Origin of the sequence: Streptomyces flavidovirens DSM 40150 (assembly GCF_000429085.1) — a bacterium.
Lineage (GTDB): Bacteria > Actinomycetota > Actinomycetes > Streptomycetales > Streptomycetaceae > Streptomyces > Streptomyces flavidovirens.
Window position 1 is genome coordinate 1 of sequence record NZ_KE386846.1, and the last position, 25,048, is coordinate 25,048.

At 72.0% G+C, this 25,048-nt stretch carries 23 protein-coding genes and 2 tRNA genes; 6 read left to right on the top strand and 19 right to left on the bottom strand.

What is annotated here, in order from left to right; genetic code table 11:
* The first annotated feature begins 27 nt into the window (after positions 1–27).
* Positions 28–99: transfer RNA gene (locus G412_RS0130735), tRNA-Val, on the top strand.
* Positions 100–180: 81 nt separating this feature from the next.
* A tRNA-Val gene (locus G412_RS0130740) sits at positions 181–255 on the top strand.
* A gap of 54 nt (positions 256–309) precedes the next feature.
* Here G412_RS0130740 and G412_RS0130745 read toward each other — a convergent pair.
* The 4 genes from G412_RS0130745 to G412_RS0130760 form a co-directional block, all read right to left on the bottom strand.
* Positions 310–609: a TFIIB-type zinc ribbon-containing protein gene (locus G412_RS0130745; RefSeq protein WP_028815376.1), complete on the bottom strand. Its 300-nt coding sequence runs from the start codon at positions 607–609 to the stop codon at positions 310–312.
* 68 nt (positions 610–677) lie between these two features.
* Positions 678–1,733 carry a phosphotransferase gene (locus G412_RS0130750; RefSeq protein WP_028815377.1) on the bottom strand — a complete coding sequence of 352 codons (1,056 nt, stop codon included), beginning with the start codon at positions 1,731–1,733 and terminating at the stop codon, positions 678–680.
* A gap of 592 nt (positions 1,734–2,325) precedes the next feature.
* Complete coding sequence (locus tag G412_RS0130755) at positions 2,326–2,532, bottom strand: hypothetical protein (protein WP_028815378.1); 207 nt, start codon at positions 2,530–2,532, stop codon at positions 2,326–2,328.
* A 189-nt stretch (positions 2,533–2,721) separates the two neighbouring features.
* Entirely contained in the window at positions 2,722–2,994 is a 273-nt protein-coding gene (locus G412_RS0130760; protein WP_028815379.1) for a hypothetical protein, read from the bottom strand.
* Positions 2,995–3,225: 231 nt separating this feature from the next.
* Here G412_RS0130760 and G412_RS0130765 point away from each other — a divergent pair, with 231 nt between their 5' ends.
* Complete coding sequence (locus G412_RS0130765; protein ID WP_028815380.1) at positions 3,226–4,482, top strand: serine/threonine-protein kinase; 1,257 nt, start codon at positions 3,226–3,228, stop codon at positions 4,480–4,482.
* A 179-nt stretch (positions 4,483–4,661) separates the two neighbouring features.
* On the opposite strand, the gene G412_RS0130770 is transcribed toward G412_RS0130765, so the two are convergent.
* The 9 genes from G412_RS0130770 to G412_RS0130810 all read right to left on the bottom strand — a co-directional run bounded on the left by G412_RS0130770 (position 4,662) and on the right by G412_RS0130810 (position 17,413).
* Positions 4,662–5,480: a TrmH family RNA methyltransferase gene (locus tag G412_RS0130770; protein ID WP_028815381.1), complete on the bottom strand. Its 819-nt coding sequence runs from the start codon at positions 5,478–5,480 to the stop codon at positions 4,662–4,664.
* Between the two features lie 94 nt (positions 5,481–5,574).
* Positions 5,575–6,846, bottom strand: a complete 1,272-nt coding sequence (gene cobA / locus G412_RS0130775) for a uroporphyrinogen-III C-methyltransferase (protein ID WP_028815382.1) — start codon at positions 6,844–6,846, stop codon at positions 5,575–5,577.
* Between the two features lie 666 nt (positions 6,847–7,512).
* A complete protein-coding gene (gene cobT / locus G412_RS0130780; RefSeq protein ID WP_028815383.1) occupies positions 7,513–11,088 on the bottom strand; it encodes a nicotinate-nucleotide--dimethylbenzimidazole phosphoribosyltransferase in 3,576 nt (1,191 codons plus the stop codon).
* Positions 11,089–11,473: 385 nt separating this feature from the next.
* Positions 11,474–12,760, bottom strand: a complete 1,287-nt coding sequence (cbiE, locus tag G412_RS0130785; protein ID WP_028815384.1) for a precorrin-6y C5,15-methyltransferase (decarboxylating) subunit CbiE — start codon at positions 12,758–12,760, stop codon at positions 11,474–11,476.
* A 114-nt stretch (positions 12,761–12,874) separates the two neighbouring features.
* Complete coding sequence (locus G412_RS0130790) at positions 12,875–13,522, bottom strand: GNAT family N-acetyltransferase (protein ID WP_051338724.1); 648 nt, start codon at positions 13,520–13,522, stop codon at positions 12,875–12,877.
* Between the two features lie 162 nt (positions 13,523–13,684).
* Complete coding sequence (locus G412_RS0130795) at positions 13,685–14,548, bottom strand: MetQ/NlpA family ABC transporter substrate-binding protein (protein WP_028815386.1); 864 nt, start codon at positions 14,546–14,548, stop codon at positions 13,685–13,687.
* A gap of 74 nt (positions 14,549–14,622) precedes the next feature.
* A complete protein-coding gene (locus tag G412_RS0130800) occupies positions 14,623–15,294 on the bottom strand; it encodes a methionine ABC transporter permease (RefSeq protein WP_028815387.1) in 672 nt (223 codons plus the stop codon).
* Positions 15,291–16,370: a methionine ABC transporter ATP-binding protein gene (locus G412_RS0130805; protein WP_028815388.1), complete on the bottom strand. Its 1,080-nt coding sequence runs from the start codon at positions 16,368–16,370 to the stop codon at positions 15,291–15,293. Before G412_RS0130805 ends, G412_RS0130800 begins: the two co-directional genes overlap by 4 nt.
* A gap of 389 nt (positions 16,371–16,759) precedes the next feature.
* Positions 16,760–17,413: an HAD family hydrolase gene (locus G412_RS0130810; protein WP_028815389.1), complete on the bottom strand. Its 654-nt coding sequence runs from the start codon at positions 17,411–17,413 to the stop codon at positions 16,760–16,762.
* A gap of 62 nt (positions 17,414–17,475) precedes the next feature.
* On the opposite strand from G412_RS0130810, the gene G412_RS0130815 reads away from it, so the two are divergent.
* Both G412_RS0130815 and G412_RS0130820 read left to right on the top strand, forming a co-directional pair.
* A complete protein-coding gene (locus tag G412_RS0130815; protein WP_028815390.1) occupies positions 17,476–17,835 on the top strand; it encodes a hypothetical protein in 360 nt (119 codons plus the stop codon).
* An 89-nt stretch (positions 17,836–17,924) separates the two neighbouring features.
* A complete protein-coding gene (locus tag G412_RS0130820; RefSeq protein ID WP_244283349.1) occupies positions 17,925–18,263 on the top strand; it encodes a hypothetical protein in 339 nt (112 codons plus the stop codon).
* Positions 18,264–18,530: 267 nt separating this feature from the next.
* Here the strand turns inward: G412_RS0130820 and G412_RS0130825 are convergent, their stop codons facing one another.
* The 3 genes from G412_RS0130825 to G412_RS0130835 all read right to left on the bottom strand — a co-directional run bounded on the left by G412_RS0130825 (position 18,531) and on the right by G412_RS0130835 (position 20,870).
* Positions 18,531–19,034 carry a GNAT family N-acetyltransferase gene (locus tag G412_RS0130825; RefSeq protein WP_028815392.1) on the bottom strand — a complete coding sequence of 168 codons (504 nt, stop codon included), beginning with the start codon at positions 19,032–19,034 and terminating at the stop codon, positions 18,531–18,533.
* 37 nt (positions 19,035–19,071) lie between these two features.
* Entirely contained in the window at positions 19,072–19,617 is a 546-nt protein-coding gene (locus tag G412_RS0130830; RefSeq protein WP_037650513.1) for a sigma-70 family RNA polymerase sigma factor, read from the bottom strand.
* A 101-nt stretch (positions 19,618–19,718) separates the two neighbouring features.
* A complete protein-coding gene (locus tag G412_RS0130835; protein ID WP_028815394.1) occupies positions 19,719–20,870 on the bottom strand; it encodes a glycerophosphodiester phosphodiesterase in 1,152 nt (383 codons plus the stop codon).
* Between the two features lie 251 nt (positions 20,871–21,121).
* Between G412_RS0130835 and G412_RS0130840 the strand changes: the two genes are divergently transcribed.
* Entirely contained in the window at positions 21,122–21,793 is a 672-nt protein-coding gene (locus G412_RS0130840) for a lysophospholipid acyltransferase family protein (protein ID WP_028815395.1), read from the top strand.
* A 72-nt stretch (positions 21,794–21,865) separates the two neighbouring features.
* Here the strand turns inward: G412_RS0130840 and G412_RS0130845 are convergent, their stop codons facing one another.
* The 3 genes from G412_RS0130845 to G412_RS0130855 form a co-directional block, all read right to left on the bottom strand.
* Positions 21,866–23,416, bottom strand: coding sequence for an MFS transporter (locus G412_RS0130845; RefSeq protein WP_028815396.1), 1,551 nt, complete (start codon positions 23,414–23,416; stop codon positions 21,866–21,868).
* Positions 23,413–23,964: a TetR/AcrR family transcriptional regulator gene (locus G412_RS0130850; protein ID WP_028815397.1), complete on the bottom strand. Its 552-nt coding sequence runs from the start codon at positions 23,962–23,964 to the stop codon at positions 23,413–23,415. Before G412_RS0130850 ends, G412_RS0130845 begins: the two co-directional genes overlap by 4 nt.
* A 75-nt stretch (positions 23,965–24,039) precedes the next feature.
* Entirely contained in the window at positions 24,040–25,011 is a 972-nt protein-coding gene (locus G412_RS0130855) for an aldo/keto reductase (protein WP_028815398.1), read from the bottom strand.
* Between the last annotated feature and the right edge of the window lie 37 nt (positions 25,012–25,048).

Sequence of the window (25,048 nt, forward strand, 5' to 3'; positions counted from 1 at the left end):
GGATCCCCGGAAACGGGTGTCCGTCCCGCGCGATTAGCTCAGCGGGAGAGCGCTTCCCTGACACGGAAGAGGTCACTGGTTCAATCCCAGTATCGCGCACGCAGTTCGCAGGATGCAGGATGCAGTTCCCAGGATGCGGGACGCAGGATGCACGACCGCAAGATCAACTGAATGACCCTCGCGCGATTAGCTCAGCGGGAGAGCGCTTCCCTGACACGGAAGAGGTCACTGGTTCAATCCCAGTATCGCGCACCACCAGTAAGCAGCCCCCGACCGTGACCACGGCCGGGGGCTGCTTCGTGTGCGCGGTCAGGACGAGAAGAGCATCCGGCCGAAGCCCTTCTGACGGTGTCCGCCGTGGTGGCCCCCGTGGTGACCGCCGTGGTGGCCGTGCTGCGGGGCGCCCCAGGCGGGTGCGGGCGCTGCGGGGTAGGCCTGGGGGGCCGGCGGCGGGGGCGGGGCCTGCTGCGTCCACTGCGACTCGAGGCGGGTCAGTGATTCCAGTTCGCCGTAGTCGAGAAAAATCCCGCGGCAACCACTGCACTGCTCGATCTGGACACCGTTGCGGTTGTACGTGTGCATGGGCGCGTGGCACTTGGGGCACTGCATGGTCGGGTCAACTCCTCGCCGTCGGTCTGGCATCGCCGGAATGCATGCCCGGCGACGGTCCGTTCACCCTACGGCGTGGCTTCGTACGCCAACTCGGGCGGCAGCGAGGCGATACGGGCGCAGGCCTCGATCATCATTTCCTCCACCTCGTCCAGCGGCCGGTTGTCGGCGGCGGACTTGGCGAGGGCGAGGGCGGCGGTCTGGACGGTCAGGGCGCGGGCGGGGACGTCGAGTTGGGGCCAGGGGTCACCGTCGGGGCGTACGGCCGTACCGCCGGCGGACCGGTACGCGCCGAGGAAGCGGTCCCAGACGTCGGGCGCGAGCAGGCCCGCGGCGTACCAGGCGGCGGGGCGGGCCAGGTCCCAGGCGGGGTCGCCGATGCCCATGTCGTCCACGTCGATCAGCAGCCAGCGGTCCGTGCTCGGGGCGCCGGCCGGGTGCCGGACCAGCTGGCCGAGGTGGAGGTCGCCGTGGCACAGGGCTGCGCGGCCGTGCGGCGGCGGGGCTTCGTCGCGGGCCCAGGCCGGGAGTCCGGCCCAGGCGCGGAGTACGGCTGTCGTGGCGGCGGTGGTGGTGGCCGTGGCGGTAGAGGCAGGGTGAGGGCCTGTCGCCGCCCGCATGCGCGCGATGGCGCGGGCCGCCTTCGCCGGGCCGCGCATGGGCGGCAGCGGCGCGGGGAGTTGGAGCGCGCCGGGTGCGATCGCGTGCAGCCGGGCGAGGAGGGTCGCGGCGTCCTCCCAGGGGGCGGCGTCCGGGTCCTCGGGGTCGACGGGTGTGCCGTACGGCCACAGGGTGAGGGGCCGGCCGTGCAGCACGGTGGTGAAGGCGCCCCCTCGCGCGGCGGCGGGTACGGGCAGAGGGGGCAGGAGGATGCCGGCGAGGAGTGGGTGTGCGGCGACGGCGATACGTGCGGTGAGGGCGGCGGGGTCCGTGTCGGGTGCGTGGGACTTGGCGACGACGTCGCCGTGACGTACGACCGTGCCGTCCGGCCTGTCGGCCAGGATGTCGGGGCGGGGACAGGGGCAGGCGGGGGGCGTGGTCCGGTGGCCGGGGGGCGTCTGGGCGGGCCGGGGTGCGGCGTCGTGCGCGACCGCGGTCAGCGCTTGCGCGACGGATACGGTCACGGTCCCGGTCCCCCCAGGGGTGTGCGGTTCGGTGCGGTTAGGTGCGGTGTGGTGCGGTGCGGCGGCTGCGGTGCGGTGCCGCCCGGGAGCCTAGGCGCTGCGCTGGGCTTTTCCCCACCCCGCCCCTTCCCGGCTGTGACATGTGCGGCTCCGCCGCGGGGGGGCAAGCCCCCAGACCCCCGGACGCCCTGCGGGCATGTCCTCAAACGCCGGACGGGCTGGATTTGCCGCACAGCGGCAACTCTCAGCCCCTCCGGCGTTTGAGGAGCGGGGCCTCGGGCGGAGCCCAGCAACCCCCGGCCCACTCCAGCCCGTCCGGCGCTTGAGGACCGGGGTCTGGGGCGGAGCCCCTCACGCGGCGGAGCCGTGAAGTGTCACAGCGGGAAGGGGCGGGGTGGGGTGGGGAAAAGCCCGCTGCAGGGAGCCCCGGCGTTAAATCGCGCGCTGCCACCCGGTAGGGAAAAAGGCGTTGCCCGGACAGCTCCCCAGCTGTCCGGGCAAACGCAGTCGTCCGCCGCACCCCCGTCCCCACGGGGTTTTGAAATGGCCGGATGTCCTGGCCCGGTCCGCTCTACCGGGCCGTGGGCGCCGCTCAGCGCCCGAGCATCACGCCCACGGACGACGCCTGTGTGACCACTGCTTCCCAGCCTCCGAAGAGGACGACGAGCAGCGCCGCGAAGGGAAGGACCATGGCCGTCGCCACCAGGGGGTGGCGCGTGCCGGACGGGCGGCCGCCGAACGAGGCGAATGCCCTGCGTCCCTGCGTACGGATCATCGTCCGCGGCGCCGTGTCCGCCATGGTCCCTCTCCTGTCGTGAGTTGGCAGCGGCGGGTGTCTGACCTCGGGGGACGAGTGCTCCACCCGCCGCTTGACCTCAACATTAGGCGCGCGTCACGACCGGGGCGTCATGCCCGCGTACTGATTGCCGGGCCTCCCGGAGGATGAGCCACCACCCGGCGGCGTACTCCCCAGGGTGGAGAGGCCGCCCTACGTCTTGGGGTCTTCCCGGAGGGGGCGGGGGCCCTCCTGGTGTTCGGAGGCGTCCTCCCTCGGGACCGGCTGTTCGACCAGGGCGAGCACCCTGGTCGCCATGAAGCGCGCGGTGCGTACCACGGAGCCGCTTCGGGTGACTTCGCTCACTTCGACCACTCCCCTACGGACCGCGGTTTCCACCCGCCGGCCTGCCCGCGAGGCCACCACCTCGTACGTACGCGTCGTGTCTCCCGCGTCGACCACTATCTCCACGCGATCGCCCTTCATTGATCCAATCCCCCTTCTGCGACGGATCTTTGAGATCTCGCACGGGCCGGGGACGGCGGATCGGCCGCCCCCTGACCACTCTTCAAGTTTCCCACCCGGCACTGACAATCGATCGATTCGAGAGGGCGCGGCCTATGAGCACACCGGGCCGCAGGTACGTAAGCTGTGCGACGTCGGACGGACCGGTCAGCAGCGGCGTGGGGGAGGCCCCACCAGAGGTAGGGGACGGACATGGCGATGATGCGGCTCCGGCGCGAGGACCCGCGTGTCGTCGGCTCGTTCAGGCTTCACCGGCGGCTGGGGGCGGGCGGCATGGGCGTCGTCTACCTGGGCTCGGACCGGCGCGGCCAGCGCGTCGCTCTGAAGGTGATCCGGCCGGACCTGGCGGAGGACCAGGAATTCAGGTCGCGCTTCGCGCGCGAGGTGTCCGCCGCGCGGCGGATCCGGGGCGGCTGTACGGCGCGGCTGGTGGCGGCCGACCTGGAGGCGGACCGGCCGTGGTTCGCAACCCAGTACGTACCGGGGCCCTCACTGCACGACAAGGTGGCCGAAGAGGGTCCGCTGACGGCCTGCGACGTGGCCGCCATCGGTGCGGCGCTGTCGGAGGGGCTGGTGGCCGTGCACGAGGCCGGTGTTGTCCACCGCGACCTGAAGCCGTCGAACATCCTGCTGTCGCCCAAGGGCCCGCGCATCATCGACTTCGGCATCGCCTGGGCGACCGGGGCCAGCACCCTCACGCATGTGGGAACGGCGGTGGGCTCCCCCGGCTTCCTGGCCCCCGAGCAGGTGCGCGGCGCGGCGGTCACACCGGCCACGGACGTGTTCGCCCTCGGGGCCACGCTGGCGTACGCCGCCACGGCCGACTCCCCTTTCGGGCAGGGCAGTTCGGAGGTGATGCTGTACCGCGTGGTGCACGAGGAGCCGCAGCTGTACGGAGTGCCCGACGCCCTCGCGCCGCTGGTGCGGGCCTGTCTCGCCAAGGATCCGGAGGAACGGCCCAGCACGCTGCAGCTCTCGATGCGGCTCAAGGAGATCGCGGCTCGGGAGGCCCAGGGTGTCGGTGAGGCGCGGCCGCACACGTCGCGCGCCGATCACGACCGGCCCACCGGGCGGCTCACCGAGCGGTACGTCGAGCAGGACACCGAACGGGGGCGCCCGGCGGGTACGCCCGCGCCGCGCGCGCAGGCTCCGCGCGCCTCGACGCCGCGGTCGGGTTCACGGCCGTCGGCCGGGCGCAGTACCACGCGTTCAGGCGGTCGTACGAACGGGCGGCCAGGCACCAGGACGGGGGCCAGAACGACATTCGCCGGGCGGCGTCCGGCGAACCCGAAGCTGCTGCGGCAGCGCCTCGTCGTCTTCGTCGTGGTGACGCTGCTGGTGGCGCTGGGGATCACGGCGGCGCAGGGGTGTCAGGGCCCGGACAGGAGTCTCGGCGTAACACATGAGGTGGAGCGGCAGCCGGCCCAGGAGGGGCCGCGGGTCCTCTGAGCCCCGGCGGCTCGCCACCGGACGGCCACGATTACTGAGCAAGCCGGCCGCGATCAAAGAGCTGACCGGTCTCATGGGGGCGGGCGGCCTCACGGGGCGGCCGGTCTCTCGGGGGCGGCTGGTCTCACGGCGGCTGGTCTCACCGGGGCGACCCGGTCTGAAGGGCGCCCGGTCTCCGGTCAGGACTGCGGGCGGCCTGTCGCCACCGCGTAGAACGCGACCGCGGCTGCCGCCCCGACGTTCAGCGAATCGACGCCGTGTGCCATCGGGATACGGACCCACTCGTCGGCGGCGACGAGCGCCTGCCTGGACAGGCCGTCGCCCTCCGCGCCGAGCATCAGGGCGACCCGGTCGAGGCGGTGCGGGGCCGCGTCGTCGATCGCCGATGCCTTCTCGTCGGGGGTGAGGGCGAGGAGCTTGAAGCCGGCCTCCCGTACCTTCTCCAGGTCCTTGGGCCAGGACTCCAGCCGGGCGTACGGCACCGAGAAGACCGCGCCCATGGAGACCTTGACCGACCTGCGGTAGAGCGGGTCGGCGCTGTCCGGGGAGAGCAGCACGGCGTCCATGCCGAGGGCGGCGGCGCTGCGGAAGATCGCGCCGATGTTGGTGTGGTCGTTGACCGCCTCCATGACGACGACCCGGCGTGCCGTCGCGAGCAGGTCCTCGGCGGTCGGGAGGGGCCTGCGCTGCATCGAGGCGAGGGCGCCGCGGTGCACGTGGTACCCGGTGACGCGTTCGGCGAGGTCCGGGCTCACGGCGTACACCGGGGCCGGGACCTCGTCGATGACGTCGCGCATGACGTCGACCCACTTGGCGGAGAGCAGCATCGACCGCATCTCGTAACCGGCGTGCCTGGCACGCCTGATGACCTTCTCGCCCTCGGCGATGAAGAGCCCCTCGACGGGCTCGCGCCTGCGCCGGAGCTCGACGTCGGTCAGGCCCGTGTAGTCGCGCAGGCGCGGGTCGTCGGGATCGTCGATGGTGATGAGATCGGCCACAGGGTGATACTGCCTTGTCGTGGATGCGGTGCCAACGGGTGGGGCGGGGGGATGATTACCGGAGGTTACGAGCTCCGGTAATGGGGACCGTGCGTCATATGCGCCTTGGTCGGCCTTGGTTTGCTTGCTTCGGTCCTACGTTGACCACGTCGCCGATGACGATGACGGTCGGCGGGCGTACGTCCTCCGACCTGGCCTTCTCCGCGACCGTCGCGAGCGTCGCGTCCACGCGGCGCTGGGCGGCCATCGTGCCTTCCTGGATGATCGCCACGGGCGTCTCGGGTGAGCGGCCGTACGCCGTCAGGGCCGCGGCGATCGCGCCGATCCGCTCCACGGCCATGAGGAGCACGAGCGTGCCGCGCAGGCCCGCGACCGCCTTCCAGTCGACGAGGGAACGCGGGTCCTCGGGGGCGACGTGGCCGCTGATCACCGTGAACTCGTGCGCGACGCCGCGGTGGGTCACGGGGATCCCGGCCGCGCCGGGGACGCTGATGGAGCTGGAGATGCCGGGGACCACGGTGCACGGGATGCCGGCCTCGGCGAGCGCCTGGGCCTCCTCCATGCCGCGGCCGAAGACGAAGGGGTCGCCGCCCTTGAGGCGTACGACCGCCTTGCCCGCCTTCGCGTGCTCGATGAGCGCGTTGTTGATGGCCTCCTGCGCCATGAAGCGGCCGTACGGGATCTTCGCGGCGTCGATCACTTCGACGTGCGGCGGGAGTTCGTCGAGGAGGTCGCGCGGGCCGAGGCGGTCGGCGATGACGACGTCGGCCTCGGCGAGGAGGCGGCGGCCGCGGACCGTGATCAGGTCCGGGTCGCCGGGGCCGCCGCCGACGAGGGCGACGCCGGCGGTACGGGTGCGGTGCTGGGGGGCGACCAGGGTGCCGTCGCGCAGGCCCTCGACGATGGCGTCGCGTACGGCGGCCGTGCGGCGGGGGTCGGGGCCGCCGCTGGTGAGGACGGCCACGGTCACGCCCTCGGAGCGGCCGGTGGCGGGGGTCCAGGCGGTGGCGGCTTCGGCGTCGTCGGAGCGGACGCACCACGTGCGGGTACGTTCGGCTTCGGCGGAGGCGGCGGCGTTGGCGGCGGTGTCGGTGGACGCGATCAGGGCGTACCAGGCGTCGGCCAGGTCCCCTTCGGCGTACGGCCGCCGCTCCCAGCGGATCTCACCGGCTTCTGCCATCGCCTCGACGGAGGGGGTGGCGGACGGCGATACGAGGACGATGTCGGCGCCGGTCGCGATGAGCGCCGGGAGTCGTCGCTGGGCGACCTGACCGCCGCCGATGACGACGACGCGCCGGCCGGCGAGGCGGAGTCCGACGGGGTAGGCGGGGTATGGGTCGCCTGCGGCGGCGTGCGGCGCGGTCATGGCGTGCGGCTCCTCGGGGCGGGGAGGTGGGTGCGGCTTGCGGCTTCGCCACTCTGTGGCTTGGGTGCCTTGGCTGGGGCCTTGTGCCGCTGCGACGGTGAAGCGGCTGGTGGGGCGGGGTTCGGTGCCCCCGCGAATACCTTACGGGCCGGGGGCGGCGGGGTCACCGGGGGCGGGGGCGGGGGCGGGGGCGGCGGCCGTGGAGTGGGGGCCTTTGGCCGGGGCCGCGTCGCGGGGGCGTCGGGGCGGGGCCGCGTCGGGGCGTCTCCTCGGGTGCCGAACGTTCGGGTACCGCTGCGTACATGCGGACTCGTTGCGTTCGACACCCTGCGGGGAGCACCCCGACACGTCCCCTCCCGCACCTCGGGCAGGCATCCGGGGGCGCTACGGGCCCACTCGGGACCCGTGTCCGGCAACGGCCAGGTCGCGGGGACGGGGCCGCCTCGGGGCGTCTCCTCGGGTGCCGAACGTTCCGGTACCGCTGCGTACATGCGGACTCGTTGCGTTCGACACCCTGCGGGGAGCACCCCGACACGTCCCCTCCGCACCTCGGGCAGGCATCCGGGGGCGCTGCGGGCCCACTCGGGACCCGTGTCCCGCACACGGCCAGAAGGGCCGTGCCCCCGCGCATGAGCGCGGCGGGCACGGCCTGCAGTTGCGTGCGGGCTACTTCTCGGTCACTCCGGCCGAGTCGAACGTGGCGACCTCGTGCATCGCCCTCGCCGCGCTCTGGACGACCGGGAGCGCCAGCAGCGCGCCCGTGCCCTCGCCGAGGCGGAGGTCCAGGTCCACCAGCGGGCGCAGGCCCAGCTTGTTCAGGGCGGCCACGTGGCCCGGTTCCGCGCTGCGGTGGCCCGCGATGCAGGCCGCCAGCGCCTCGGGCGCGATCGCGCGGGCGACCAGAGCGGCCGCTCCCGCGCTCACGCCGTCCAGGATCACCGGCGTACGCAGCGACGCTCCGCCGAGCAGGAACCCGACCAGCGCCGCGTGTTCCAGGCCGCCGACCGCCGCCAGGACGCCGATCGGGTCCGCCGGGTCCGGCTGGTGGAGCTCCAGGGCGCGGCGTACGACGTCCACCTTGCGGGCGTGCATCTCGTCGTTGATGCCCGTACCACGGCCGGTGATCTCAGCCGGGTCCTGGCCCGTGTACACGGCGATCAGAGCGGCCGACACCGTGGTGTTGGCAATGCCCATCTCGCCGGTGACCAGCGCCTTGTTGCCCGCCGCCACCAGATCGCGCGCCGTCTCGATGCCCACCTCGATCGCGGCGAGCACCTCCTCGTGGGTGAGCGCCTGCCCCGTGGTGAAGTCCGCCGTGCCCGCACGTACCTTGCGCGGCAACAGGCCCGGCGTGGAAGGCAGTTCGCCCGCTACGCCCACGTCCACCACGCAGACCTCCGCCCCGACCTGGCTCGCGAAGGCGTTGCAGACCGCGCCGCCGCCGAGGATGTTGGCGACCATCTGCGATGTCACCTCCTGCGGCCAGGCGGTGACGCCCTGGGCGTGCACACCGTGGTCGCCCGCGAAGATCGCGACGGCCGCCGGTTCTGGGATGGGGGGCGGGCACATCCGGGACAGGCCGCTCAGCTGCGCGGAGATGATCTCCAGCATGCCGAGCGCACCGGCCGGCTTCGTCATGCGCTTCTGGCGTTCCCATGCCTCGCCGAGCGCCTTGGCGTCGAGGGGGCGGATGTTGGAGACGGTCTCCTGGAGGAGATCGTGCGGCTCCTCGCCGGGCAGGGCTCTGCGGCCGTACGTCTCCTCGTGGACGACCCAGGAGAGCGGGCGGCGCTTGGACCAGCCCGCCTGCATCAGCTCGGGTTCTTCTGGGAACTCGTCGACGTAGCCGACGCAGAGGTACGCGACTACTTCGAGGTGCTCCGGCAGGCCCAGCGCGCGGACCATCTCGCGCTCGTCGAAGAAGCTGACCCAGCCGACGCCCAGCCCTTCGGCTCGGGCGGCGAGCCAGAGGTTCTCGACCGCGAGCGCGGAGGAGTACGGCGCCATCTGCGGCTGCGTGTGGCGGCCGAGGGTGTGGCGGCCGCCGCGGGTCGGGTCTGCAGTGACGACGATGTTCACCGGGGTGTCGAGGATGGCCTCGATCTTCAGTTCCTTGAACTGCTTCGCCCGGCCCTTGGGCAGCGACTTGGCGTACGCGTCGCGCTGGCGGACGGCGAGTTCGTGCATCGTCCGGCGGGTCTCGGCGGAGCGGATGACCACGAAGTCCCAGGGCTGGGAGTGGCCGACGCTCGGCGCGGTGTGCGCTGCTTCGAGGACGCGGAGGAGGACCTCGTGCGGGATGGGGTCGCTGCGGAAGCCGTTACGGATGTCCCGGCGCTCCCGCATGACCCGCAGGACAGCTTCGCGCTCGGCGTCGTCGTATCCGGGAGCGGGGGCGGGGGCTGAGGTGGAGGAACTGGCGGTGGCGGAGGGAGTGGCGGTCTCGGAAACCACCGGCGCCGGTTCGGGCGTGGGCTCGGGCTCGGGCTCGGCAATCGCTTCCGGCTGGGGGGGCGCGGCCGTTGCCTGCGCGGGTTCGGCCACCGGCTCCGGGCCCTGCTGTACGGGCAGCTCGGCGGCGGGGCCACCGTCGCGCGGCGCGGGTACGAGGAGGGGGAGAGACGCTGCCGCCACGTGCTCGGCGAGCTGCTCCGGGACAGGGGCGGCGTCCGGCTGGGACTCCGGCTCCGGCTGCGGCTGCGGCTGCGGCTGCGGCTCGATGGCCGCTGTGGCCGGTTGGGGCACGGGCTGCGGCTCGGCCACCGGCTCCGCGACCGCGACGGGCTCGGGTTCCGGTACCGGTGCTGGTACCGGAGCCTCGGCGGGTTGCGGAGCGGGCGCGGCGGCGGGGGCGACCTCCGCTTCCGGCGCCGTCTCGGGCACGGGTGCTGCCTCGGGCACCGGCACCGTCTCCGGCTCGGGCGCCGCCTCGGGCACCGGTGCTGCCTCGGCGGCAACAGCGGCCGGGGTCGCTTCCGCTACCGGCTCGGGGACGGGCTCGGCGGCCGGCTCTTCGACCGGCGCAGGAGCGAGGTGCGGCTCGGTGGCGAGAGAACCCTCGACCGGGACGAACTGGCCGACGGCCTGAGGCCCCTGAGGTTCCTGCGGCGGCAGCGGCTGCTGTGGCTGGGCCTGCTCCGGTTCGGGCTGCTGCGGTTCGGGCTGCTGGGCTTCGTGAGCAACAGGCTCGGGAGCGGCGGGCTCCGCGGCAACAGGCTCCGGAGCAGCGGTCACCGGAGCAACCGTCTCCGGAGCGGCTGTCTCGGGCGCCACCGGCTCGGCGGCGGCTGGCTCCGCCGTCACCGGCTCCGGTGCGGCCGGGACGCTCGCCGCCTCCTCCGCCACCGGCGCGGGCGCCGGAACGGGCTCAGCCGTGGGCTCAGGCGCGACGTGGGGCTGGGATTCCGGTGCGACGATCTCCGGAACGACCGTTTCTGCGGGGATCTCCTGAGGCACCTGAGACTCCTGCGGCCGAGGCCAAGACATAGCAGCCTGTGACGGAATCATGCCGAGCTGGGGCCCTGGCAGCGCGGCCGCTTCTTCACTCGGAATGTCCAGGTACTCGGGGCCGGTGACCGGCGGGCCAGGCTGCCGTACGGGCCCCGGATTCTGCGGCATCGTCGCCGCGCTGGGCGCACCAGCACCGGCCGCGGGTCCGCGGTCGGCCAGCGATCGTACGACGCCACCGGTCGCGTCGGGCACCGGCGGGCCGAGGTGCAGGGGACGGCGTGCGGGCGTGGGTGTGGGGGCCTGGGCCGCTGCCGGCGCTGGCTGCGGCTGCGGAGTCCGTACGACGCTGAGGTCGATGGAACCGGAGTCGCGGCCACCGGTCTCGTGCGCGCCGGGTCCGGGTCCGTCCATCTGGAGGTTGGGCTGAGGCACGGGCTGCGGCTGCGGGGCCTGGGCCGCCTCGGGGTGCTGCGGCGCGCTCTGCCCGTCGGGGGCGGAGGCCGCCTGCGGCTCGGGAGTTTCCGTCGGCTGGGGCGCCTGCTGGGGCTGGGGCTGGGCCACCTGCTGTATCGGCGGCGGCGCCTGCCGCTCCTGCGCCTGCTGCGCCGGCACGACCTGAGGGTCGCTCCACGCGCCCTGCGCGCCCGGCATCAGCAGCAGGTCGTCGTCCTCGGCTGCGCTCTCGGAGGGTTCTAGGAAGGCGTACGCGTCCGGAGCGGCGATGCCCGGCTGCGCCACCATGCCTGCGTCCTCCGGCAGTCCCTCGCCCGAGACCCGGCCGGTGTCAGTCATGCGTACCCCTCGCCCATCGCTTGTGCTCCTTCGGCCCTTCGCCCTGGGACGCCCGCTCGCGGCACGTTCGGCACCCGTTCAACGGAAGAACGAGCGTCCCTGTCACGCGGCACGAATGCCCCGCGGACACCATGCATTCTCGCGGCCGTTCGCCGCCAGGGCAGGAAGTCCCGCCACGGCCCGGTGTGGGCTGCGCCACGTTGCGCGCCCCCGGCTGCGCCGTACCACATAGAGCTCCAAAACGGGCCCCGTTTCCGGACATTGGCGCACGAAGCACCGAACGCCCGGCTGCGGTACAACGATCGGCCAGCCTACCCCGCGCCACGCAGCGGCATCATCATGGGGCGCATTCCGGCTGCCCGTTCCGCCGGGCGGCCGCTCCCGCTCATCGGGAGGCTTCGCGCCGCTCATGGACGCCGGAGAGCAGGAAGACCACCGAGCGGTCGCGTTCCGACCAGGCGTCGGTGTCGAGTTCGACGGACTGGAGCAGCGCGCATTCGACGGCGTAACCGCCCTCGGCGAGTGCCCTGCCGATCGCCTCCGCCTCGTCGCGCGTGGACGCGTGCGTCACGATGCGCTCGGGCCTGCGGTCCGCGCACGCCGAGACGACGGGCACTCCCCCGCCCCCGATGCGTACGACATCGGGTTCGGGCAGGTCTTCCAGGATGTACGGCGCCCGCCCGTGCACGACATGGAGCTGTACGCCGAAACGCCGTGCGGCGGCTGTCGTACGGCCGCACGCGTCCGGGTCGGCGTCGACAGCGATGACCGCCGCGCCGAACCTGGCCGCCTCGACGGCGAGCGCCCCGCTGCCCGAGCCGATGTCCCAGACCAGGTCGCCGGTACGCGGCCCGAGACGGGCCAGTTGGGCGGCCCGGAGCCCGGCGGACTCACCCTCCCCGAGCCCTTGCGTGATCCCTTGCCCGGCCGCCTGCCCAGGTCGCTCGCCCGGCCGCCCGGCGCCGTACTCCTCGGCGGGCAGCGCCCAGCCCCGTACGGCGGGCGGATAGCCGGGGTCCCGGCCGCCCATCCAGCCGCCGCCCGTGCCGTCGGGGCCGGCGGGTCCGGCGCTGCCGCCGATGACGATGACGACATTGGGGTCGCGCCAGGCGTGGTCGGCGGCCTTGTCGGACGTCAGGACGGTGACCTGCTCGCGGGCCGTGCCCAGTTCCTCGCAGATGACGAAGGTGCGGTGGACTCCTTCGAGCAGCAGGGCGAGTTCGGCGGGGCCGGCGCCCGGTGACGTGAGCACCGCGACCTTGGTGTGCGCCCGGCACACATTGACGGCGCGGCGCAGCGTGCGGCGGTGGGCGACGACGATCTGGGCGTCGTCCCAGGGCATCCCGGCGCGGGCGAACGCGGTGGCCACCGACGAGACGGCGGGCACGACTTCGACCTCCAGGCCGTGCTGAGGTGCGCGCAGCGTCCGTACGACGCCGAAGAAGCCGGGGTCTCCGTCGGCGAGGACGACGGCCGTGCCCCGGTGGCCCGCGATGCGGCGGGCGGCGAGGTCGACGCTGCCGAGGCGGATGCGCTCGGCGCCCGGCGGCACTTCGGGGAGCGCCAGGTGGTGCGCGGCGCCCGCGACGAGGGTGGCGGCCGCGAGTGCGGACCTGGCCGCGGCGGTGAGCGGCGATCCGTCCCAGCCGATCACCGTGACCCGGTCGGCCATCCTGTCAGTCTCCTGGAGTTGTCGCTGGTTGGTGCGTGGGGGTGTGGCCGGGGCGGGTGGGGCGGCGCGAGGTGAGCGTATCTGGTACAGACCAGGACGGCCTCGGGCGGGCGGTCAGTTCCAGTCGTTGTACGACCCGTAACCGCCCGCGTCGGCCATCCGGTCGGCCACACCTTCGAGATCCTCGGGCAGCAGGCTCCATACGATCAAATCGGTGCGGATGTCGGTCCATCCGCCGTCCGTGCCGTTCTCGGTCCGCGTGCGGGCTATCCAGGCGTTGCGCAGGACGCCCTCGCTGATGCAGCCGATTTTCTGCGCGACTTGCTGGGAGGCGGTGTTGTCGGCGGCGGTGCGCAGTTCCAGGCGCTCGAACCGCTGGTCGCGGAAGATCCACTGGGCGACGGCGAGCACCGCCTCGGTGGCGTAGCCCTCGCCGCGCGCCCAGGGGGCCGTCACGTAGGAGACTTCGGTGGCGCGGGTGCGCCAGTCGGTGTGCTGGAGGTGGACGGTCCCGACGAGTCGCTGGGTGAGGAATTCGGTGACGGCGAAGGCGATGCCGCGGCCCTGGGTGCGCTCAGAAGGAGCGATCCTGCGGACCCAGCGCTCGGCGTCGAGCGTGGTGTAGGGGTGCGGGGCGGCGGTCCAGGCGATGACCAGTTCGTCGCGCATCATCTCGGTGAGCGGCGGGATGTCGGATTCGTCGAAGGGGCGCAACACCAGCCGGTCCGTGCTGATGGAGATGTCCGGGAAGGTGGTAGTCATGCGCAGCTCCATGCCGTGGACCGTCGTGAAGGACGTAAAGGCACAGCATGCAGCATCATCCCTGCCGTGTGCATGGCCGGGTGGCGGGGCTCCTGGGATGCGAAGGCCCCGCGCAGCCGCTGCGGACTGGCGGGGCCTTCGCTCACAAGGAGCGTGCGGGCGTCAGGACTTGACGGCACCGAAGGCCGGCACGACCGAGCCGGCGTACTTGTCGTCGATGAACTTCTTGACCTCGGCGGAGTTGAGGAGCTTGGCGAGCTTCTGGACGCGCGCGTCCTTCTCGTTGCCCTTCTTGACCGCGAGGAAGTTGGCGTACGGGTTGCCTTCGGCCTTCTCGATCACCAGCGAGTCCTTCGCGGGCTTGAGGTCGGCCTCGATGGCGTAGTTGCCGTTGATGACGGCCGCGTCGACGTCGTTCAGGGCGCGGGGCAGCGTGGCCGCCTCCAGCTCCTTGAACTCAAGGCCCTTCTTGTCCTTGATGTCGGACAGCTTGGCGTCCTGGCCCGCGCCGTCCTCGAGCGTGATCAGGCCGTTGTCCGCGAGCAGCTTGAGCGCGCGGCCCTCGTTGGTGGTGTCGTTGGGCACCGCGACCGTCTGGCCGGGCTTGATGTCCTTGATGTCCTTGGCCTTCTTGGAGTAGAGGGCCAGCGGCTCCAGGTGGACATCGGCGACAGGCACGATGGTGGTGCCCTTCTTCTGGTTGAAGTCGTCGAGGTACGGCTTGTGCTGGAAGAAGTTGGCGTCGACCTCGCCGCTCTGGGTGGCGGTGTTCGGCAGGACGTAGTCCGTGAACTCCTTGACCTCCAGCTTCAGGCCGGCCTTCACCGCCAGGTTGTCCTTGACGTAGTTCAGGATGTCGGCGTGCGGCGTCGGGGACGCGGCGACGACGAGCGCCTTGGACGGGTCGGCCTTGCCGCCCGGCTCAGTCTTGGCGCCCGGGTCGGAGGCGGTGCCGCAGGCGGTGAGGCCGAAAGCGAGGGCGGCGGAGGCGGCGGCAGCCGCGGTGATCTTGATGTTCTTACGCACGAAAAGTGCCTCTTTCTGGTGTTGCGGTGGTGTCGCCCGGACAAGGAGTGCGGGCTTCTTGGGGAGAGACGGTTCTAGGAGGCGGTACGGCCGCGACGCGCCAGGAGCCGGATCGCGCCGTCGCCGATGAGCTGCACGATGGTCACGAGTGCGATCAGAATGACCACGGTGACCAGCATGAACTCGGTCTCGAAGCGCTGGTATCCGTATGTGACGGCCTTGCTGCCGAGGCCTTCGCCGCCGACCGCGCCCGCCATCGCGGAGTAGCCGACGAGCACGATCACGGTGGTGGTGATGCCGGAGATCAGGGACGGCAGGGACTGCGGCAGCAGCACCTTGAACACGACGGTCGGTACGCCGCCGCCCATCGCCTGGACCGCCTCGACCAGGCCGTGGTCGACCTCGCGGATCGCCGTCTCGACGAGCCGGGCGAAGAACGGGATGGCGCCGATGGCGAGCGGCACGATCATCGCGCTGGGGCCGATGAACGTACCGACGACCAGCGTCGTGAAGGGGATGAGGGCGATCAGCAGGATGATGAACGGCAGCGACCGGCCGATGTTCACGATCACGCCGATGACCTTGTTGACGGCCACGTTCTGGAGCAGTCCGCCCTTGTCCGTGAGGACGAGCAGGATGCCGAGCGGCAGGCCGCCGATGACCGACACCAGGGTCGACCACAGCACCATGTAGAGGGTGTCGATGGTGCCCTGCGTCAGCAGCGGCTGCATCTCCGACCAGTTCACTTGGCACCTTCCTTCACCAGGGCGGGGGTGGCGGCCTGCGCCGGTACGCCGGCGGAGCCGGCCGCGGCCTGTTCGTCGTCGACGACTTCGACCTGGAGCCCCTGCTCGCGCAGGAAGCCGACGGGGACGACGTTCTCGTCGTACCGGCCGGGCAGCTCGATGCGCATCCGGCCGATCTGGTTGCCGCCGACGGTGTCCATCGCGGCGCCCAGGATCGAGATGTCGATGTTGTACGTACGGGAGAGCTGGGAGATCACCGGCTGCGTCGCGGCCTCACCGTGGAAGGTGACGTCGATGACGGTGCGGCCGGGGCCCGACGCCTGCCCGCCGACCGGGAAGAGCTCCTGCGCGAGCTCGGATCCCGGTGTCGCCAGGAGCTGGCTCACCGTGCCGGACTCGACGATCCGGCCCTTCTTCATCAGCGCGGCCGAGTCGCAGATCGTCTTGACGACGTCCATCTCGTGCGTGATGAGCAGGACGGTCAGGCCGAGCTGCTGGTTGAGGTCGCGCAGGAGCTGGAGGATCGAGCGGGTGGTCTCGGGGTCGAGGGCCGAGGTTGCCTCGTCGGAGAGCAGCACCTTGGGGTCGCCGGCCAGGGCGCGGGCGATGCCGACGCGCTGCTTCTGGCCGCCGGAGAGCTGGGCGGGGTAGGCCTTGGCCTTGTCGGCGAGGCCGACGAGGTCGAGCAGCTCCAGGGCCTTGCGGGAGCGCTCCTGTCCGGACACGCCGAGGATTTCGAGCGGCAGCTCGATGTTGTCCTTCACGGTGCGCGAGGAGAGGAGGTTGAAGTGCTGGAAGACCATGCCGATGCGGCTGCGCGCCTGGCGCAGCTCCTTGCCGGCGCGCCGGCCACGGCCGGCGAGTGCGGTGAGGTCCTGGCCGTCGACGGTCACCGTGCCGGCGGTGGGCCGCTCCAGCAGGTTGACGCAGCGGATGAGCGAGGACTTCCCGGCGCCGCTCTGGCCGATGACTCCGTACACCTCGCCCTCGCGGACGTGCAGGTCGACGCCGTCCAGGGCGGTGACTTCACGGCCACGCGCCGGGTAGACCTTGGTGAGGCCTGTAGTGGTGATCACAGGGGTTCCGTCACTGTCGAGTGCGCGGCGAAGTGTCCGCCGGGCACGGGGCATTCGTCTTGTGGACGTGGCACGGCTGGGTCGGTGGGTACCGGAGGCAACGCGTGCGCGGGGCAGGCAGGCCCGGTCCGTGGAGTACGTACGCACTCGGGTGGACGCGGGGCGCGGCTGTCGGGTCTCGCTTCGGGGCGCGAGGCTCAGGCAGGGGCCCTCAGAAGGCGCACATTCGACACATACAACGAGCACCGGGCGTCATCGTCGCCTCGGTCGCACTGGTGCGGCTGCTCGTCGTGGTCATGCGATGAGTAAACCAGACGTGCGTACGCACCGATCATCCCTGTCCGAATAGCGGACGCTTCTGTCTCGCCATGGGGTCCTGCCGGTCGCGGTCAGCCGGCGATGACGATCTCCACGCCGCCGTGCGTGGCCTGCGCCGACACCGCCGAGAGGTCACTGACGACGACGTCCGCGACCAGCTCGGAGGCGTCGTGGGTTGTGGCCAACGCCACGGTTTTCATGCCCGCCGCGCGGCCGGACCGGAGCCCGGCGGGAGCGTCCTCGAAGACCACGCACCGCGCCGGGTCCACCCCCAGCCTGCGGGCCGCCAGCAGGTAGGGCTCCGGGTCGGGCTTGCCGCGCGTGATGTCGTCCGCGGCGATCATCGCCTTGGGGCGGATGCCGGCCTCGGCCAGCCGCGCCTCGGCGAGCCTGCGGGTGGCGGAGGTGACGACGGCCCAGCGGTCGGCGGGGAGGCTCGCGAGCAGCGCGGCGGTTCCTGGGAGCAGCACGACTGCGCCGGGAGCGGTCACGTCCTCGACCTCAAGCTGTTCGATACGGGCCACCGCGCCCGGCACCACGTCCGCGGGCAGCAGATCGGCGGCGATCTCGGCGGCGGGACGTCCGTGCAGCTCGACGGCCGCGAATTCCTCCGCCGATATGCCGTACTCCGCCGCCCAGCGGGCCCAGCAGCGGATCACCGACTCCATGGAGGAGAGGAGCGTTCCGTCGTTGTCGAACAGGAGGGCTTCGGCGTCGATCTTCATGGAGACCGACCCTACGCCCACCCGTTGTCGCCAACGTAAACGGCCGTAATACGCTCGTCGTCATGCTTGACGCCCTGACGGTCGCGGTCTCCGTGGCCGCGCTCGTACTCGCCGCGTGGTGCGGTTACGCCGCCTTCCGCGATCAGCCCACCAAGGACTGGCACTTCATCGGCATGGCCGTCGTGACGGTGCTCGCGCTCGCCCAGCTGGTGGTCGGCGTCGTGCGGCTGGCGCGCGGCGAGAAGCCGGACGAGGGCGCGGTGATCTTCGTTTCGTATCTCGTCGGGGCGCTCGCGGCGGTGCCCGCGGCCGGTTTCCTGTCGCTGGCCGAGCGGACTCGCTGGGGCTCGGTGACGGTCGCGGCCGGCGCGGTCGTACTGGCTGTGCTCGAAGTCCGGCTCCATGACATCTGGGGAGGCTGACCGTGAATGAGTCCGTGAGTGAGTCCGTCGCCGGGCGCGCGCGGCTGGTCAAGGGGCCCGGTCTGCTGCTGGTGTGGCTGTACGGCGTCATGTCGGTCGGCGCGGTTTCCCGGTCGGTCTACCAGATCGCCACGGAGTACGACCGGGCGCCGCTCGCCTACACCCTGTCGGCCGTGGCCGCCGTGGTGTACGCGTTCATCACGTACACGCTGGTGCGGGGCGGGGAGACGGCTCGCCGGGCCGCGCTGGTGTGCTGTGCGGCGGAGCTTGTGGGGGTGCTGGTGGTGGGGACGTGGACGGTGATCGAGCCGTCGGCGTTCCCGGACGCGACGGTGTGGTCGGCGTTCGGGAAGGGGTACCTGTTCATTCCGGTGCTGCTGCCGGTCACCGGCGTGGTGTGGCTGCGGAAGGCGGGGCGGCGCGGGTAGGGGGGCGGCGCGGGTGGGGCGGACGCCTGCGGCGGGCTTGTTCCCCACCCCGCCCCTTCCCGAACTGGGGCTCCGCCCCAGACCCCGCTCCTCAAACGCCGGAGAGGCTGGAGAATTGCCGCAAGCGGCAACATCCAGCCCACCCCCGCATATCCAGCCCGTCCGGCGTTTGAGGACACGCCCGGAGGGCGTCCGGGGTCTGGGGGCTTGCCCCCAGTTCGGGAAGGGGCGGGGTGGGGAACAAGCCCCGCAGGGCCGACCCGCCCCCTACGCGCTCGCCGCGTACGCCTGGGGTGCCGGTTCCTTCTGGAGGGTCACCAGCGCGAAGCCGGGGGCGACCTGTTCCGTGGCGACCGGGGCGTAACCGTGGCTGCGGTACAGGCGCAGGTTGCCCTCGCTGCGGTGACCGGTGAAGAGCTGGAAGCGCTTGGCCGCCGGCTCCCCGGCGACGTACTCCTCGATCGCGTCGAGCAGCCGCCCGCCGAGCCCGTGCCGCTGCATCCGGGGATGGACGATGAGCTTGGCGATCCGCGCGGTCCCCGCCTCGTCGACCGCCGCGCGCACGGACGCGACCACCTCGTCGCCGAGCCGCGCCACCAGCGCGTGGCCGCGCCCGAGTTCGGCCCGCAGGTCGTCGAGGGTCTGGGTGAGCGGCTCGATGCGGTAGTCGCCGTACAGCTCGGCCTCGCTCTGGTAGCACAGGTACTGCAACTTGAGGATCTGCTCGGCATCCTGCGCCGTTGCCGCTGAGATGGTCACGCTCATGCCCATGTGTGCATGCCTCCCGCTCGCCTGATACGCCGGTTGCTTATCGCTCCATTCCCCTTTGCCCAGGAGCTGCAACCTCCGCCGCGAGCATTCTGCGCAGGCATCCCAGGCAACGGGAACGCATGGGCCCCAAACTGCCTTGTGACATTCCCAACTCCCCTGCGATTTCCCGGTACGTGGGGTCCGCCGGCGACAGCATCGCGTCCAGCAGCCGCCGGCACCGGCCGGGCAGCCTGCCCACCGCCGCCCGCAGCACGCGGCGCCGCTCGGCACTCAGCGCGGCGCGTTCCGGGCAGGCGGTGTCGGTTGTGGCGGCCGGCGGGGAGGGGTACGGCAGTTCGCGCCGCGTCGCGCGCCGGGCCAGGCTCGCCTCGGTCCGTACGGCGTGCAGCAGCCAGCCCGCCGGGTCGGGCGGCGGGCCCGACCCGTCGAGGAGTTCGAGGAGCCGCAGCCATACGGCCTGTTCCAGGTCGCCGGGCTCGACTCCCCCGCCCGCGGCCTCCGCCACGGCTTCGGCGGCGAGCAGCGGGCGCAGCGAGCTGAACAGGGCGGACGGCGACGCGGCCGTGGGCGGGGCGGCAGGCATGGGGAGGGTCATGCCAGGCGGGACGTGGCGCCGGCGGCCGGCGGTTGCCGCGCGGCACCACTGTCACCCGTCCGTGGTCACCGGCCCGCACCACCAGGCGGTCAGCGGTGGCGCGCGAAGTCCGCCGCCGCCAGCAGTGCCGTGTCCGGATTGTCGGAGAAGATCCCGTCGATGCCCTGCTCGAAGTAGAGCTTCAAGGCGCCGAAGGCGTCGCCGTACGCCGCCGGATCGGTGCCGCGCCTGAAGTCGGCGGGCAGGAAGGTGTTCTCGTTGCGCATCGTGTAGGGGTGAACGACCAGGCCCTGCGCGTGCGCGTCCCGTACCAGCGTCGTCGGCCTGCCCAGCTTGCCCGCCGCGTCCTTGGGGATGATCAGGTCGAGCCAGGGGCCGATGCCCTGGGCGAAGCCGGCGATCCACTTCAGGCCCTCGGGCTTGACCAGGTCGGCGACGGTACGCCGGTCACCCGCCTGGACGAAGTCCCAGGGCCGAGTGTCCGCGGCGTCCAGCAGGACGACACGCGGCGCGGCGACCAGTTCGGCCATCCGCCGCATGCTGCTGGGCTCGAAGGACTGGAGGAAGTTCGGCGCGTTCTTCTTGTGGCGGCCGTACTTGCGCAGCAGGTCGGCGAGGGGCTCTTCCAGGCCGAGGCCGAGTCCTCGGAAGTACGTGGGGTGCTTGGTCTCGACGTGGAGCCAGATCCGCCGGCCGCGCGCCCTTCCCTCGTGCTCGGCCCAGCGCAGTACCTCTTCGAAGGTGGGGATCGTCCACCGGCCGTCGTACAGCGTGTTCTCCTGCCGGGTGCCCGGGATCCGCTCCTTGGCGCGCAGCGTCTTGAGCTCGGCGAGCGTGAAGTCCTCGGTGAACCAGCCGGTCAGAGAGACGCCGTCGACGGACTTGGTCGTCTTGCGGGAGGCGAACTCGGGGTGCGCCGCGACGTCCGTGGTGCCGGTGATGTCGTTCTCGTGGCGGCAGACGAGGTGCCCGTCCTTGGTCGGCACCAGGTCCTGCTCGATGACATGCGCGCCCATGTCCAGGGCAAGCTGGTACGAGCCGATGGTGTGCTCGGGGCGGTAGCCGCTGGCTCCCCGGTGCGCGACGACGGTCGGTACGGGCAGGTCACGGTACGAGCCGTGGCCCTTGCCCGCGGCGGCGCCCGCCGTGCCCGGCAGCCCGAGGGTGACGCCGCCCGCGCCGAGCACGGCCGCGCCGAGAACGCTGCGCCGCCCCGGCTTTGCCTGTCCGCCCTGTGTCATGAACGCTCCTCTGTGATGTCGCATGTTTCCCGCGAAGTTTCCCGCTAAAGCGAAGGCCCGATCGTAGGTGCCTACGTCTTACACGGAGGAGACTCTGGACGGAACGGGGTGGAAACACACGTCAACACTGCGTATCGATGTGATGAACCCGATGTGCGGTCGGCCGGACACCGCGAGTATCGTCCTCACCTGCACAGACTCATCCAGACCCGGCCGCCACGCCCCACTCGGCCACGACACCGGAGGAACCGTTGTCCCGTCTCGCGCTCATCAAGGCAGTGCTCGGACCGATCCTGCGCCTGATGTTCCGCCCACAGGTGGAGGGCGCCCAGAACATTCCCGGTACCGGTCCGGTCATCCTGGCGGGCAACCATCTGACGTTCATCGACTCGATGATCATGCCGGTCTGCTGCGACCGGCAGGTCTACTACATCGGCAAGGACGAGTACGTCACCGGCAAGGGGCTCAAGGGCCGGCTGATGGCCTGGTTCTTCACGAGCTGCGGCATGATCCCGGTGGACCGGGACGGCGGGCGCGGCGGTGTCGCGGCGCTGATGACCGGCCGCCGGGTGCTCGAAGAGGGCAAGATCTTCTCGATCTACCCGGAGGGCACCCGCTCCCCCGACGGCCGCCTGTACCGCGGCCGTACGGGCATCGCCCGCCTCACGCTGATGACCGGCGCCCCGGTGGTGCCGTTCGCGATGATCGGTACGGACAAGCTCCAGCCGGGCGGCGCCGGCCTGCCGCGTCCGGGCAAGGTGACGGTGCGCTTCGGTGAGCCGATGGAGTTCTCCCGCTACGAGGGCATGGACCGCGACCGGTACGTGCTGCGGGCGGTGACGGACTCCGTGATGGCGGAGGTCATGCGGCTGTCCGGCCAGGAGTACGTGGACATGTACGCGACCAAGGCGAAGGCTGCCTGAGGCGACGGGGGCGTAACGCGGAGGGGCCGTGCCACCGACGGGTGGCACGGCCCCTCCGCCGTACGCCGTCCCTCAGGGCTCGTCCGCGACGATGCCCACCGCCAGCTTCTGGCCCCGCAGCATGAACCATGCGGCGGCCGCCGTCGCGAACAGCACCACCGAGCCCACCCACGCCGCCGCCTGGAAGCCGTCGGTGAACGCGTCCTGCGCCATGGAGATCAGTGCGGCGGCCTGTTCGGGCGGGAGCGCCGCCGACGACTCCACGGCCCCGCCGAGCGAGTCGTGCGCCGCGTCCGCCACATCGCCGGGGGTGCCCGCGGGCACCGTGAAGCCGCGGTAGATGCCGGTCACGATCGAGCCGAGCAGTGCGATACCGAGCGCCGCGCCCAGTTCGTACGCCGTCTCGGATACGGCCGACGCGGCTCCCGCCTGCTCCTTGGGGACGCTGGACAGGATGACGTCCGCCGTCACGGTGAAGGCCAGCCCCGCCCCGATGCCGCCGACGATCATGGCTGACACCAGCATCACCACGCCGGTGTCCGCCGTGACCACGGTGCAGCTCGCCAGCCCGATCCCGAGCGCCACCAGGCCGCCGGTCACCGCACTGCGGACCGAGACCCTGCGCGCCACGTAGCCCGCCACCAGACCCGCGGCGACCGCGCCGGCCGCGGCGGGCAGTTCGATGAGGCCCGACTCCAGAGGCGAGCGCTCCTGGACGAGTTGCAGGAACTGCGAGAGGAAGAAGACCAGGCCGGACAGGCCCAGGATGGTCAGCAGGTCGGCGAGGACCGCGCCGGAGAACCCGCGGTGGTGGAACAGGCGCATGTCGAGCAGCGGCGACGGAAGCGTGAGCTGACGCCGTACGAACCAGACGAGCGCCGCCACACCGGCCACCGCCGTGAGTCCGATGTCCCAGCGGAAGCCGTGCGCCGCCGCCTCCTTGACGGCGTACACGACACAGACCATGCCGACGAGCGAGAGTCCGACGCTGAGCAGGTCCCACGGGCCGGGGGCCGGGTTCTTGGACTCGGGCAGCAGCTTGATGCCGACGAGGACCAGGATCAGCATCACGGGCACGTTGATGAGGAAGACCGAGCCCCACCAGAAGTTCTCCAGGAGAAAGCCGCCGACGACCGGGCCGACGGCCGCGCCCGCCGAGGCCGCGGCGCCCCAGACGCCGATGGCGAAGCTGCGTTCCTCGGCGTCGTGGAAGATGTTGCGGATCAGCGCGAGCGTGGACGGCATCAGCGTCGCACCGGCCACACCGAGCAGGGCGCGGGCGAGGATCATCATTTCGGGGCTGGTGGCGTACGCGTTGAGCACGGAGACCGCGCCGAACGCGACGGCGCCGGTCAGCAGCAGCTTCTTGCGGCCGATCCGGTCGCCGAGGCTGCCCATCGATACGAGAAGTCCGGCGATGATGAACGAGTAGACGTCGCCGATCCACAGGAGCTGGGTGCCGGAGGGCTGGAGGTCCTCGCTGAGGAAGGGTGTCGCGAGGCCGAGTACGGTCGCGTCGACGGCGACCAGGAGCACGGCGAGGACGAGTACGCCGAGGGCCAGCCAGCGGCCGGGGTGGTGGATGGCCTCCCGCGCCATCGGGTGCCGGCCGCTACTGGTCATTGCTCCACGTTCCGACGTGCTCCGCCGAGCAGCAACTCGACGATCATGTACTGGAAGTCCTTGGCCGCCACCCGGCCGTCCTGGACGGCCCACGCTCCGGTGCCGATGAGCCCGTACAGGGCCTCGGTCAGCCAGGCCGGGGTGAGGTCGATCCGGAACTCGCCCTGCTGCTGGCCGCGCCGGAAATGCGCGGAGACGCGCGCGTCCAGACGGCCCCATCCCTCGTTGACGTGGGCGCCCTCGAAGAGCTGGTTCTCGGTGACGAGGAAGGCGAGCAGACCGGCGGCGGGCTCGATCTCCGCGATCAGGCGGCGCAGTCCTTCCTCGGCGGTCCCCTCGTCGAGCCGGGCGGTGTCGAGCGCCGCCTCGAACTCGCGGATTCCGAGTTCTTCGAGCGCCTTGACGAGGGCGTCACGCCCGGCGAAGTGGCGATGCAGGGTGGCCCGGCCGATGCCGGCCGATTTGGCGACCTCGTCCATGGTCGCGGTCGCCTTGCGGGAGAGGAGGGCGGCCGCGGTGCGGAGCACCTGCTCGCGATCGACTGTCATGAGACAACCATAACCCGAATGAGACATAAATGTCCCGAAATCCCGGATCGGCTTCTCAGCTCAGCTCAGCTCAGCTCAGCTCCAGGGCAGTTGTGAGCGGTGCTTCCAGTACGCCGCCGGCTCCTCCGGCAGCTCCGCGAGGCGAGCCAGCTGCCCCTCGTCGAGATCCACCACCGCGGCGTGCAGGTTCGCCGACAACTGGAGCACGGTCGCGGCGCCCGACAGGACGACACCCGCCCACGGCAGCCGCAGGATCGCCGCCAGAGCGACCGCGTCGCAGGTGGAGCCGGTCTCCGCGGCGACCGCTCGCAGGGCGGGCGGGGCGGCGGAACCGGCGAGCCGGCCGTTCGCCAGGGCTTCCTTCACGATCACGGTCAGGCCCGCGTCGTGCGCCTCGGCCAGCGCTTGCGCCGCCGAGGTCTCCAGCAGGTTGTACGTCGCCTGGACCGTACGGAACAGCGGCTCGCCGTCCACCGTCACGGCGAGCGCCGCCCGGATGGCGTCGGCCTGGGCGGGGCCGCTGGTGGAGATGCCGACGGTGACGCCACCGGCGGCGAACTCCGCCAGGAGGGCGTGGAGCGCGGGGTCGGTGAGCGCCGGGCTGTCCGGGGTGACGGAGTGGATCTGGTACAGATCGAGACGCTCGCCCAGCAGGGCGTCGGTCTCCGCGCGCTGCCGCTCGAAGGCCTCCACGCTGTGGTCCTTGACCTCGTGGACCTCGGCGTCGGAGCGCCAGTCGGCCGTGTACGTGTAGCCCCACTTGCTGCCGATCACCACGTCCTGGATCTCGGGCCTGGCGCGCAGCCACTGCGCGAGGAACTCCTCGGCGCGGCCGTAGGACCGCGCGGCGTCGAAATACCGGACGCCCTGCGCGTAGGCGGCGTCCAGCAGTTCGTGGGCGCGCTTGCGCAGGGCGTCGGGGCTGCGGCCGCCGGGCAGATCTCGGTCCCGGCCGGGCGTGATGTACGCCGGACGGCCGAGGGCCGCGAGGCCGAGTCCGAAGTGGGCGGTGGCAGTGGTCACCGCCGCCAGCCGGGCAAAGGGCATCGTGGCCTCCCCGCGGGTCCGGTCGAGTACGGTCCCT

Excerpts from the sequence above, each read along its gene's own strand:
- G412_RS0130835 (WP_028815394.1), bottom strand. The coding sequence starts at position 20,870 with ATGACACAGGGCGGACAGGCAAAGCCGGGGCGGCGCAGCGTTCTCGGC.
- G412_RS0130810 (WP_028815389.1), bottom strand. The coding sequence starts at position 17,413 with ATGAAGATCGACGCCGAAGCCCTCCTGTTCGACAACGACGGAACGCTC.
- G412_RS0130825 (WP_028815392.1), bottom strand. The coding sequence starts at position 19,034 with ATGGGCATGAGCGTGACCATCTCAGCGGCAACGGCGCAGGATGCCGAG.
- G412_RS0130845 (WP_028815396.1), bottom strand. The coding sequence starts at position 23,416 with ATGACCAGTAGCGGCCGGCACCCGATGGCGCGGGAGGCCATCCACCAC.
- G412_RS0130755 (WP_028815378.1), bottom strand. The coding sequence starts at position 2,532 with ATGGCGGACACGGCGCCGCGGACGATGATCCGTACGCAGGGACGCAGG.
- G412_RS0130760 (WP_028815379.1), bottom strand. The coding sequence starts at position 2,994 with ATGAAGGGCGATCGCGTGGAGATAGTGGTCGACGCGGGAGACACGACG.
- cobT (WP_028815383.1), bottom strand. The coding sequence starts at position 11,088 with ATGACTGACACCGGCCGGGTCTCGGGCGAGGGACTGCCGGAGGACGCA.
- G412_RS0130765 (WP_028815380.1), top strand. The coding sequence starts at position 3,226 with ATGGCGATGATGCGGCTCCGGCGCGAGGACCCGCGTGTCGTCGGCTCG.
- G412_RS0130790 (WP_051338724.1), bottom strand. The coding sequence starts at position 13,522 with ATGACTACCACCTTCCCGGACATCTCCATCAGCACGGACCGGCTGGTG.
- G412_RS0130745 (WP_028815376.1), bottom strand. The coding sequence starts at position 609 with ATGCAGTGCCCCAAGTGCCACGCGCCCATGCACACGTACAACCGCAAC.
- G412_RS0130815 (WP_028815390.1), top strand. The coding sequence starts at position 17,476 with ATGCTTGACGCCCTGACGGTCGCGGTCTCCGTGGCCGCGCTCGTACTC.
- cbiE (WP_028815384.1), bottom strand. The coding sequence starts at position 12,760 with ATGGCCGACCGGGTCACGGTGATCGGCTGGGACGGATCGCCGCTCACC.
- G412_RS0130850 (WP_028815397.1), bottom strand. The coding sequence starts at position 23,964 with ATGACAGTCGATCGCGAGCAGGTGCTCCGCACCGCGGCCGCCCTCCTC.
- G412_RS0130855 (WP_028815398.1), bottom strand. The coding sequence starts at position 25,011 with ATGCCCTTTGCCCGGCTGGCGGCGGTGACCACTGCCACCGCCCACTTC.
- G412_RS0130830 (WP_037650513.1), bottom strand. The coding sequence starts at position 19,617 with ATGCCTGCCGCCCCGCCCACGGCCGCGTCGCCGTCCGCCCTGTTCAGC.
- cobA (WP_028815382.1), bottom strand. The coding sequence starts at position 6,846 with ATGACCGCGCCGCACGCCGCCGCAGGCGACCCATACCCCGCCTACCCC.
- G412_RS0130820 (WP_244283349.1), top strand. The coding sequence starts at position 17,925 with ATGTCGGTCGGCGCGGTTTCCCGGTCGGTCTACCAGATCGCCACGGAG.